Source organism: Altericroceibacterium xinjiangense (assembly GCF_003958635.1).
GTDB classification, from domain to species: Bacteria; Pseudomonadota; Alphaproteobacteria; order Sphingomonadales; family Sphingomonadaceae; genus Altericroceibacterium_A; species Altericroceibacterium_A xinjiangense.
In genome coordinates this window covers 28,124-38,936 of record NZ_RSEK01000009.1, presented here as the reverse complement: position 1 = coordinate 38,936, position 10,813 = coordinate 28,124, and the positions used below count along the sequence as shown (strand labels likewise).

General features: G+C 63.2%; 12 protein-coding genes. 5 read left to right on the top strand and 7 right to left on the bottom strand.

The features are described from left to right. Window positions 1–2: 2 nt before the first annotated feature. The gene (locus tag ELY13_RS11180) at window positions 3–674 is read right to left on the bottom strand and encodes a spermine/spermidine synthase domain-containing protein (RefSeq protein WP_126174004.1); all 672 of its coding nucleotides are present in this window, start codon (window positions 672–674) and stop codon (window positions 3–5) included. A gap of 24 nt (window positions 675–698) precedes the next feature. After that, complete coding sequence (locus tag ELY13_RS11175; RefSeq protein ID WP_126174003.1) at window positions 699–1,037, bottom strand: DUF6481 family protein; 339 nt, start codon at window positions 1,035–1,037, stop codon at window positions 699–701. 436 nt (window positions 1,038–1,473) lie between these two features. Here ELY13_RS11175 and ELY13_RS11170 point away from each other — a divergent pair, with 436 nt between their 5' ends. From ELY13_RS11170 to ELY13_RS11155, 5 genes are all read left to right on the top strand, one after another. Beyond that, on the top strand, window positions 1,474–1,680 hold the full coding sequence (locus ELY13_RS11170; protein WP_206436044.1) for a cold-shock protein: 207 nt from the start codon (window positions 1,474–1,476) through the stop codon (window positions 1,678–1,680). 69 nt (window positions 1,681–1,749) lie between these two features. Continuing rightward, complete coding sequence (locus tag ELY13_RS11165; protein ID WP_126174001.1) at window positions 1,750–1,989, top strand: hypothetical protein; 240 nt, start codon at window positions 1,750–1,752, stop codon at window positions 1,987–1,989. A gap of 44 nt (window positions 1,990–2,033) precedes the next feature. Then, window positions 2,034–2,297 (top strand): translation initiation factor IF-1, encoded by a 264-nt coding sequence (infA, locus tag ELY13_RS11160; RefSeq protein WP_126174081.1) that lies wholly within the window; start codon window positions 2,034–2,036, stop codon window positions 2,295–2,297. Between the two features lie 279 nt (window positions 2,298–2,576). Beyond that, window positions 2,577–2,747, top strand: a complete 171-nt coding sequence (locus tag ELY13_RS15015) for a hypothetical protein (RefSeq protein ID WP_164549779.1) — start codon at window positions 2,577–2,579, stop codon at window positions 2,745–2,747. 421 nt (window positions 2,748–3,168) lie between these two features. After that, window positions 3,169–3,432, top strand: coding sequence for an antitoxin Xre/MbcA/ParS toxin-binding domain-containing protein (locus ELY13_RS11155; RefSeq protein WP_241233664.1), 264 nt, complete (start codon window positions 3,169–3,171; stop codon window positions 3,430–3,432). 175 nt (window positions 3,433–3,607) lie between these two features. On the opposite strand, the gene ELY13_RS11150 is transcribed toward ELY13_RS11155, so the two are convergent. The 5 genes from ELY13_RS11150 to ELY13_RS11130 form a co-directional block, all read right to left on the bottom strand. Continuing rightward, on the bottom strand, window positions 3,608–3,787 hold the full coding sequence (locus ELY13_RS11150; protein ID WP_126174000.1) for a hypothetical protein: 180 nt from the start codon (window positions 3,785–3,787) through the stop codon (window positions 3,608–3,610). Window positions 3,788–3,894: 107 nt separating this feature from the next. Then, window positions 3,895–4,866 carry a fatty acid desaturase gene (locus ELY13_RS11145; RefSeq protein WP_126173999.1) on the bottom strand — a complete coding sequence of 324 codons (972 nt, stop codon included), beginning with the start codon at window positions 4,864–4,866 and terminating at the stop codon, window positions 3,895–3,897. A gap of 679 nt (window positions 4,867–5,545) precedes the next feature. Further along, window positions 5,546–6,247: a hypothetical protein gene (locus tag ELY13_RS11140; protein WP_126173998.1), complete on the bottom strand. Its 702-nt coding sequence runs from the start codon at window positions 6,245–6,247 to the stop codon at window positions 5,546–5,548. A 285-nt stretch (window positions 6,248–6,532) separates the two neighbouring features. Continuing rightward, complete coding sequence (locus tag ELY13_RS15370) at window positions 6,533–9,205, bottom strand: PAS domain-containing hybrid sensor histidine kinase/response regulator (RefSeq protein WP_420897424.1); 2,673 nt, start codon at window positions 9,203–9,205, stop codon at window positions 6,533–6,535. 329 nt (window positions 9,206–9,534) lie between these two features. Continuing rightward, a complete protein-coding gene (locus ELY13_RS11130) occupies window positions 9,535–10,785 on the bottom strand; it encodes a PQQ-dependent sugar dehydrogenase (protein ID WP_126173997.1) in 1,251 nt (416 codons plus the stop codon). Window positions 10,786–10,813: the final 28 nt, after the last annotated feature.

Here is a 10,813-nt window from a genome sequence, read left to right as displayed (position 1 = left end):
GCTCAGGCCTTCCGGGCGAACCAGATATGGTGGCAAGTTCCCTTGCCGTCCGGCAGCGCCGCCACCGTGACTTCCGTTACCTCGAACCCCACACGCTCCAGGTGGCGAGTGAAAGCCAGATCCGCCTCTGCCGACCAGATCGCGAGAATGCCCCCAGGCCTGAGCGCGATCATTGCCGCGTGCAGCCCGCTCCGGGAATAAAGCTGGTCATTCAGGCGCCGGGTGAGCCCTTCGGGTCCATTATCGACATCGAGCAGGATCGCATCGTATCCCTCACACGCGGCATCGATCAGTAGCGCAACGTCCTCAAGGACGAGCACGACCCGCGGATCGTCGAGGCATCCGGCGGTGAGGTCCCGCATCGGGCCCCGCGCCCACTGGATCACTTCGGGCACGAGCTCGGCCACGACAACGCTCGCATCGTCGCCCAACGCCGCGAGTGCAGCCCGCAGGGTAAAGCCCATGCCATAGCCGCCGATGAGCAGCTGCGGCGCCGGACGTTCGCCAAGACGCTCACACGTGAGGGTCGCCAGTGCTTCTTCCGACGCGCACAAGTCCGTGCTCATCAGCTCGATGCGGTCGAGAAAGATCGCGAAATCCCCGTCGTTGCGCATCAGGCGCAACTCCACGCCATCGGGCACGACGGCGGTCCCGATCAGCTCCTCACCGTTCAACGCCTTATTACCGCAACGGCCGGTCTACTTCCGGCGCGCCTTTCGGGCGGCATAGCGCGCGTCTCGCGCAGCCTTGAGTTCAGCCTCGGTGCGCTGCGGCACCGGTTCGGCAGCTTTGGCCTTTTCGGCGGCCTTCGCCGCCTTGGCAGCCGCTTTCGCTTCACGCTCCGCCTTCAGCGCTTCACGCTTTTCCGCCTGCTGCGCTTCTTTCTGCGCCTCGCGCTCCGCTGCCTTGGCGATACGTTCGGCCTGCACTGCGGGGTCGACCGGGGGTTTGGCTTTCAAACGCGCCAGCGCCTTGGCCTTGGCCTCGGCTGCGGCCTGGACGCGGTCTTCAAACCCCGGTTGCTTAAATCCTGCCATCAATCGGTACTCGGCTTCCTGAAGATCATCGAAAAAAGGGGACGGACATCGGTTCGCGGAAAAGCGTACCGGTTTCATCCAGCTGGCGCCAGGACAAGGAGCCGCCAACGCAGCCCCGTTATCCATCACTTATGACATCAGCGCGACCGCCTGTAGCAGAATATCCTTCCCCGGCTAGTGCATCGCTTCGTTTCAGCTCCGCCTCCTCACAAGAAACAGAGCCGGACACCGCCAATTCCCGCCCGATTAGGTGTTTGGCCAAACCCGTGTTACAAGGCTCTCGCTGACGTCGAATTTGCGACGGAACTTCGGCGATATTGGGTTTTGCTCGCAAAATCCTGACGACGATTTTTTCCTTTCGATTGACGACCTGATGCACGGCTTGTGTGGCAATTCCGCCCGCGGGCAACCGAACGTTTCTTGAAAGGAAACAATTATGCCGATTGGCACCGTAAAGTTTTTCAATGCCGACAAGGGCTATGGCTTCATCCAGCCGGAAGACGGCGGAAGCGACAGCTTCGTCCACATCACCGCCGTCCAGGCTGCGGGCATGCACACGCTCGAAAAGGACCAGCGCTTGTCCTACGATGTGGAACGCGGCCGTAACGGCAAGGAATCGGCGATCAACCTCGCCTCTGCCTGAATAAGGCTTCGGGTGCGGCGAAAATTCGCCGCACCCGAAAGTTCATAAAAAGAACAGGGGCAACCGTCGATGAGCCAGACCTTCGAATTCTACGACATACGCGCGAAGGAATCCGAAGCGGCGGCGCAGAATGCCGGATTGGCCATGGTTCGTGAACGGGAACTGCGCTCTGCCGCAACCTGGCGCGGACTGGCAGACCGCGCACACCAGATCGAGCGCGACCGCACGAAGGCGGAAGAAGCGCGTGGAGAGCGTCGGGCTGCCGAAGCAGCGGACCTCGCGGCCAAGGCACACCTGCCTGAAGGCTGACCACTGCTGCGCTGCACGGTCCGAAGTCATGAAAGGCCGAGCAACTGGCTAAAGAAGAACTCCTCACCCTTGAAGGGCAGATCGACGAAATCCTGCCCGATGGCAGGTTTGGCGTGATGCTGGATAACGAACATCGCATCGTCGCCTATACGGCGGGCAAGATGCGCAAGTTTCGCATCCGCTCCGTTGTCGGCGATCGCGTGCATGTCGAGATGACGCCCTACGATTTGTCAAAAGGACGGATCGTCTTCCGCGAACGCACCCCCGGGCAAGGTCCCGGCGCACGGCCGCGCGGTTTCAAGCGTTAACACACGAACGATTGGCGGCAGTTTGCCGCTCACAAGGAATAAATGACCATACAGACTTTCGGCGCATTGAAGCGCCCGACGCTTTCCCTCCGTTTCGATATGGGAACGCGATCAAGCACACCGCGGGGCGAACCCCGCCCCTCCACACTTTCCGCTCACGAACTCCGGCGACTTGTCGCTGACATGGTTGATTGAGCCAATCTGCCCCTTCTGCCGACCGGCAGGAGGGGTTTTCGATTGCGGAAGCCCATTCCTGCCTTTTTCGAAGGATCCACATTCATGGACCACCCCCAACTGTCGCCCGCGCACGGTAGCGTATCCGCAAATCCAGCAATCGCCAGCAACCGCTTGCCCGCCGCCGCTCCGGACATCAACCTGCCGCACCTCGAGCCTCGGCTGAAGCTGGGTGCCGCGATGGCGTGCGCGTGGAGCGCATCAGGCTTTCAATAATAGACCGGCAGTAAAATCGTAGCTCTGGGCGCGCTCCGAAAAACGGAATACCTGTTCCGGTATGCGAGGCCTGACCTCTTATACTAATGCGGCCGAGTGCCTATATTCGGTACATCGGGTGCATTCGGTTTCGTAGGCGCGCCCGGCTGAGAGACAGGATGTGCTCCCGCTTACCGAAAGGAGACATCTTGGACCTCAACCAACTCTATTTCGATCACCAGGTCCTGCTAATTCGTTCGGCTCGCACACTTTCATGCGAGCTGCGTCGCGAGCAGGCGGCGGGGGCTTCACAGATCGCTCAACGCATCGGATCGGTGCAAAGAAACCTTGGCGCCGGCGCCGCGACCAGCTGGGAAGCCCTGGCTGACGGAAGCGCGTTTGATGCTGTCCTGCGTGCACCGTGCGTTTCGGGAGCGAGGACTTGACCGACGCGGCGACGCCCGGTCGCGCCCCCGGGAAAATGTCGTTTCGCAAGACCAAGGCTCCCAAGATGGCGCCCGATTGCGCGCGGCGGCAAGGCGAGATAACCCGTCTGGCCTTTCTGCTGCTCGGCCGGGAGAAGGCGATTGCTTTCCTCAACACCGAGCATCTGGGCCTTGGCGCCCGTCCGCTTGATCTGGCGACTGCCAGCGCAGCGGGTCAGGCGAGCGTAGAGGCTGAGCTTGGGCAGGTAAGCTGCCGCTGAGGCGCTCCAGACTCGGCTACTTCAAACAGATCTGTTCTGCTTCCGCTTGCGAGGCAGGTGATTCCGCCCGGTTCGCACGCGAGCCGGTATGGGGCACCTGCTTCGAAAACCGTCTGTCTCTTTGCTGTGCCTCGATCCGCTGGTCGATGGGTGATTCCACTAACCTGGGGTCGCTCTAGCGCAGCTTGGCAATCGGCAGCTTGTCGTTCTTGGCACGCGCCTTCACCGACTCCTCGCTGCGCGCGAGTGCCTTCGCAATGGCCTTCAGCCCCATTCCCTTCTTCGCAAGAGTGTGCAGCTTCTGCACCTCATCGCTGTTCCACGGCTGCTTATGCCGTTCGAAACGTTCCGCCATGTCGATGACTCCCTGGTGCGATACTTCTGGCTGCAGTGCGGCGGCTCAGGACAAGACGCAGACGCAGATCAGAACGCCTGCGCTTGCGGATCAGTCTGATTGGGCCCTCAGGACGCGGCGTCCCTGAAGGAAACAAGCCGGCGCTTCTCCTCATCCCACAAGACCAGGCGCACAGTCCCGAGACTGTCGCGCAGGGTCACCTGGCTCATCGTGGCGAGTGCCGGAATGTCCCGTGTAACTTCCGGCAGGCGATAGAACGGGATCCGGCTGACCAAATGATGCACGTGGTGAAGGCCGACATTCGCGGTGAACCAGCGCAGTATCCCCGGCAACTGATAGTTGGAGCTGCCGTGGAGTGCGGCCTCGTGGAAGCTCCAGTCCGCCTCGCGTTCCCACCGCGTATGCTCGAACTGGTGCTGCACGTAGAAAAGCCACACCCCGGCCGACGCTGCGACGAGGACGATCGGCAGGTGCACCAGCAGGAACATCTTGAGGCCAACCAGATAGATCAGGGCTGCGTACACGGCGGCCATGCCAAGGTTGGTGCCCAGCGTGCTGATCCATGGGCTCCACCCCCGCCGCATCATTCCGACCGGAAGCCGGTGGCGCAGCAGGAACAGGTAAGCCGGCCCAAGCCCGAATAAAACGACGGGATGGCGGTAGAGCCGGTACAGGAATTGCTTTGTCCTGGTGTAGGATCGAAATTCCTCGACCGTGATTGTGTCGACGTCCCCTACCCCGCGATTGTCGAGATTTCCGGTGCCGGCATGGTGAATCGCGTGGCAATGCCGCCAGTAGGCATATGGCGTAAGCGTCACCACGCCCAAGATGCGTCCTACCCAGTCATTGCTCTTGCGGCGGGAGAAGAACGCGCCGTGCCCGCAATCATGCTGGATCAGGAACAGCCGGAGGAGGAAGCCACCGGCCGGGATCGCGAACAGGAGACCGAGCCAGTAGCCGGCGTCCAGCGTCAGCCAGGTCAAGGCCCACAGTAGCACGAACGGGATGGCCGTGACGGCAAGTTCCATTGCACTGCGCCCCGGCGCAGGCTGCCGGTACTTCGAGGCTTCTCGCAACATGGCAAGCGAATCAACTTCGGCGGCGGAAGGCGGGGAATCGGATTTAGGCAAAGGATCGCTTTCGACTATTCTGCTTGCTATCCAGCGAGCTGGACGCTCCCTTACACCGGGTATCGCCTATGGCGAAGCAAATGGCGCGCCTGTTTGCAACGAACCGACTGGTGCAAGGAGCCAGCGGCCTGTCTGCAGGGCAAGGCGCAGCGTAATACACATTTGTTGATCAAATGAGCAGACAATATGTTCCTGCGTCTGAGAAACGACCGTGCTCCGTATCGGAAGGGTGCTCGTAACCGAGAACACCTGAAAATGGACATTTCGACGGATCGTCTCAGCAGCAGAAGCGATGAAACTATTCTGGAATCGAAAGTAAACGCCGCCCGGCGGATTCCGATCCCTTAGCCGAAAAGGGATAGCTCCAGGCACGGCCGACCGCCACCGGATCAAGCACCCAGCGCGCGCTCGCGCCTGTGGTTGCGCCTTCGGACTCAGGCTCAAGAAGACGCGGCTCCGAGGCGCCGGGTTCATCCGCACTCATAGCAGGCGCTGGCATCCGGATTGCCAAGCCCTGGACGGTTCGCAGACACCTTGCCGCTGCTTCTGGCTACAGCTTCGCGGAACCGCCGGCAAAGCGGATCGGGCGCACCGATCCTCGCCCGGAACAGTTGCAGCGCTGTGATCTCTAGCGGCTCAGGTTGTAGTCGATCCTGATCCTGACCCACTCTCCGACCTGAAGGCGCCCGCCGATGCGCGGTGGCCGGACCCGGAACTGCCACGCAGCCGCGAGGGCGGATCGCGCTATGTTCGATCCATTGGGATATTCTCCGACCATCACGCAATCCTCGACGCGGTAGTCTGGAGCGGTGCGACACGCGATTGTCCCCCAGCCAGGCGCCTGTGCGGTCGACAAGTACCCTCTCAGTTCTTCGTCGTAGGGTTCCCGGTACCACGATGCGGCATAGAGCGGCTCCCCGTTCGGGCCCGTTCCTTCCACACGCGGCGTGTCGCTGACAGGTCTCGTATCTGCCGGGCCCATCGGGGCCTTTTTTGCCGGCGCAGCCCGCGTGGCCCTGTCCAGCGACGCGATTTCATCTCGAGAAAGCTGAATGAGAGGCGGGGACACCGGCGCCGGTAGCGGGTCCGGCGTGTTCGACACAGGGCGTTCCGGCTCAGGTTCCCGCTCGGCGAGTTCGGCGGGCTGTTCGGAAACTTCAGGAGGTTGCCGAGTGGCTGGCTCCGGCCTTGAGCGCTCCACCGGCGGCGGAGTCTGGTCATTCGCCTCGGGCGGGCTTTCCACCGGTGCCGGAACGCTGGCCGCATCGAAGGTCACGATAACAGGCCCTTCATCCTCACGGCCCGCGCCTGATTGCCCGAGCGTGAGCAACAGCAGGAGCAGAAGTGCTTCCAGCAGCAGCGCGAGCGAAATTCCAAGCGCACGCGATCTGGCGCCCGCGCGAAACCGGTGGGCCAGAAAGTTTGGAAAATGACGAACAGGCTGGAGCAAGAAGCCTCGAACTGTGACCCGGAAAGACGTTCAGAGCGTTGCTGACCGTGACCGGCGGGAAGCCGTACAAGCGATCGCCGGCTGCGCCACTGTAGACATTCGCCCTCTGCGCGGAAGCCCGGATTTTGTCCGAGCCTGCGCGAAGTCAGCGTAAGGCCCGGCGCGTCAGCAACGGACGACCTCTTCGGAACCGGGCGGCGCTGCCGCAGCACCCAGACGCCAGGCGGGCGCGCGCAGCTTCGCGATCCCTGCCGCGAGTTCATCCTTGCGGAAGGGCTTGGTCAGCCGGGGCAGGTCCGGCTCGATCCCGTCCCTTTCTGCATAGCCCGACACCAGCAGGACCGGAACGTCTGGATGCAGGGCACGAATGGTGCGGGCGAGTTCCGTCCCTGTGATGCCGGGCATCAGGTGATCCGTGATGATCAGGTCGAAGCGCTCACCCTGCGCGATCCGCCGCATGGCTTCCTCGCCGGACGAAGCCTCCACCACCAGGTGGCCGAGATCGCTCAGCATATCCGCCGTACTCATCCGGACCAGTTCCTCATCGTCGACAAGCAGCACACGGCCGCGGCCGGCAGACGGGGCAATGTCAGAGCCTGCCGCCTCGGCCCGCTTCGGCATCGACGCGCTCTGGGACAGCCAGAGTTCGATCTTCGTGCCAAGCCCCGGCCGCGTCTGGATGGTGAGGGCGCCGCCGAGCTGGGAGGCCAGCCCGTGAACCATGGACAGCCCGAGGCCCGTTCCCTTGCCGATGCCCTTGGTCGAGAAGAACGGCTCTACCGCCCGCGCGGCGGTCGCCTCGTCCATGCCGATGCCGGTATCTGCGACTGAGAGGCAAAGGTACTGCCCGGCGTCGAGACCGGAGCGATGGCCCGCGCCAATCTCTTCCGTCGTCGCCGTGATTCGCAAGGTGCCTCCGTCCGGCATTGCGTCGCGCGCGTTCACGGCCAGATTCAGGATTGCCATCTCAAGCTGGTTAGGATCGGTTTCGGCAGGCGGCAGGTCGCGATCGGCTTCGACGATCACCTCGATCTGCGGCCCCGTCGTGCTCGATACCAGATCGCCCATGCCGGTCACCAGTTCGGCGATGTCGACCGGCACCGCCTGAAGCGGTTGACGGCGGGCAAAGGCAAGAAGCCGCTGGACCAGGGTCCTGGCTCGCTCGGCCGACTGCATCGCGCCGGCGATCAGCCGCTGTTCCCGCTCATCGCCGAGTTGCCGGCGCTGCAGCATGTCGAGCGAGCCGACGATCGGAGTGAGAAGATTGTTGAAGTCGTGCGCCACGCCGCCTGTGAGCTGACCCATGGCCTCCATCTTCTGGCTCTGCCTCAGGGCCGCCTGGGCCGCTTCAAGTTCGGCCTGCCGCTCCTTCTCCGCTGTCATGTCGCGCGTGACCGAATAGAGCTTGCCGCCCTCGGGTACAGCAACCCAGGAGAGCCAGCGCCAGCCGCCGGTCCTGGTGCGATAGCGGTTTTCGAAGTGCACCACCGGCTGCCCCTGCTGCACCTGCTCAAACGCGGAGTGGTTGGCGGCCAGTTCCTCGGGGTGTGCGAAATCGGTGTATGACCGCCCCTCTATTTCACTGTTCGGCCAGCCCAAGGCTGTCGTCCACGCCGGATTGACCGCGTCAAAACGGGCCGTGCCTATGTCGATCACGGACAAAAGCTCAAGGCTGTGTTGCCAGATGAGACCGCGTTCGCGCGTCCGCTGGACCACTTCGCGCTCAAGATCGGTATTGATCGTCCGGAGCGCTTCCTCCGCCGCCTTGCGATCGGTTATGTCGATCGACACGCAGACCATGCTGGCCAGGCGTCCGTCGCAGTCGCGAACAGCCGCCACGCTGTTGTGGACCCACACGACCGATCCATTCGGACGCAGGTAGCGCTTGACGATGTCGAAGGAGCCGCCGGCAGTGGTGGCCGCAAACAGCGATGAATTATCGGCAAGATCGTCCGGATGGGTGATGTCGTGCATCCGCAGGGACAGCAGTTCTTCCCGGCTGCGCCCGACTATCTCGCAGTAGCGGTCATTCACATGCACGAACCGCCCGCGCGGGTCTGCCTCGGCCAGCCCCGCAGCCGATTGCTCGAAGATCGCGGAAAGGTGGGCCTCGCTGGTTCGAAGCGCTTCTTCCGCCGCCTTGCGGTCGTGGATATCGACCGACGCGCCAAACCATCGCACGATCTCGTTGGTGTCAGGGTTCCGATACGGCTCGGCGCGAACAAGGAACCAGCGATAGGCGCCGGAGGCGGAGCGAATCCGATGTTCGACAACGAAAGCCGTCCCCGTGCGCCGCGCTTCGTCGAACGCGGCCACCGTCATTGCGCTGTCGTCCGGGTGGACATGATCTGCGGCCACCTCATCAACCGTCGTCGGCCTGGACTTGGCTCCGGTATAGTCCGACCACTGCTTGTTGAAGAACTCGGCTCGTCCCTCGTTGTCGGTGATCCAGACGATTTGCGGCAGGGTGTCCGCCATCTGGCGGAAGCGCTTCTTGTTGTCGCGCAGGTGCCTTACGTGGATCAGCTTCTCGGTCGTTTCCGCCAGGATGCAGAGAACGCCCGCAGGCTGGCCGCTCTCATCCAGCACGGGTGAGTAGTCGAGATCCATCCAGACTTGCTCAGGACGGCCGTGACGGTAGAGCGTCAGTTCCTGGTCCTTGTACCGGAGCGTGCCGCCCGCGAGACCGACCTTCATCACATTGTCGTTGAAGTCCGCGGCCTCGGGCCAGCCTTCCCGCACCGGGAGCCCGAGGAGGCCGGGGTGGCGGCCGCCGACAAACCCGGAGTAGCTGTCGTTGTAGAGCATGATGCCGTCCTCGCCCCACAGCATCACCATCGGCACGAGGGAACGCAGGAGGATCGCGGTCGCGGTCCTCAAGCTTCCCGGCCAAGCGTCGAGGGGGCCGAGCGACGTGGCGGCCCAATCGCGCGATGCGATCAGCCGCCCGCACTCCCCACCTGCGAGAAGGCTCTCGCGGAACGCCCGGACTTCAGCTCCAGCCAAAAACTCTTCCTCACGTGTGCAGCCCGGTTGGCAGCACGCGGACTAGCGCATCACCCGCACTTCGTCATGAGTGTAAAAGTACCAGATGAGACCGCTTTTTAAGGGGTCTGCACCTGTCGGCCGTAGCTGAGGCAATGCTCCGATAGGCGTGTGGGTCCCGCTCAGCCCGGTCCTGCGCCAAGGCCGCTCCGGTCGCCGTCAGCCGAGGCGGGCTTGATCTCCATCGGGGTAAGCCGCCATACTGCCCCCTTGCCGTTGCGGACGTTGGTCAGCAGGTAAACCGCGCCATCCGGGCCCTGCTCCACATCGCGAATGCGCGTGTTGAACGGGATGAACTGCGTCCCCGCCACGGCACCTTCCTCGACATCCACGCGCTCCAGGCCTCCCGCCGACAGCGAGCCGATCAGAAGATCACCGTGCCACTGGGGGAACAGGGCTCCGGTGTAGAAGATCATTCCCGATGGGGAGATCACCGGACTCCAGTGGTGCGCCGAGGCCGCGAAACGCGGGAACTCGGGCGGATTGGGAATGGCGCTGCCGTCGTAGTTGACGCCCCAGCTCACCACCGGCCATCCATAATTGGCCCCGCGCCGGATCACGTTCAGCTCGTCGCCGCCAAGCGGCCCCATCTCGGCAATCCACAAGTCGCCGGTGATGGGATGCATCGCCGATGCCTCTATGTTGCGGTGGCCGTAGGACCAGATCGCGCCTGCCGCATTCGGCTGGCCGACGAACGGGTTATCCTGCGGGATGCTGCCATCGTCATTGAGCCGGACGACAGTGCCAAGCGTGTTCGACAAATCCTGCGCCGGTCCGAACTGGAACCGCTCACCAAGACTGAAGAGGATCTTTCCGTCCGGCGAAAAAGCGATGCGGTTGCCGAAGTGGTTGGGCCCTTCGATCTTGGGGTGCTGGCGCCAGATGACTTCAAAGCCCTCGATCCGGTCATTCACCAGCCGCCCGCGGCCGAGCGCGGTTCCGGCAGTGCCGCCTTCACCGGCTTCGGCGAAGGAAAGGTAGACCAGCTGGTTTTCGGTGAAACGGGGATGAAGCGCGACATCCATCAGGCCGCCCTGCCCTTGCGCCCACACCGCCGGGGTGCCCTTGATGGGTTCGGACACTGTGCCGTCGGGCGAGATGATCACCAGATCCCCCGGCAGCTCGGTTACCAGCATCCGCCCGTCGGGCAGGAAGGCCATGCTCCAGGCGCTGTCCAGACCGGTTGCGAACTCGTTGGTGGAGACCACCATTTCGCCCGTGTGGACCTGTTTGACCGGTTGGCTGATATTTTGAGGCTGCCCGAGGGCGGGCGCGGTGGCTCCGACGGCGGCGGCGAGAAGCCCCACCCGCGCAAGCTTCCAGCCCTTCGTCCGGCGGCTCGCTGGCGTCGACGGTGCACATTGTGATGTCATGGCGGATCCCCGTAGGTTTGCACTGCCT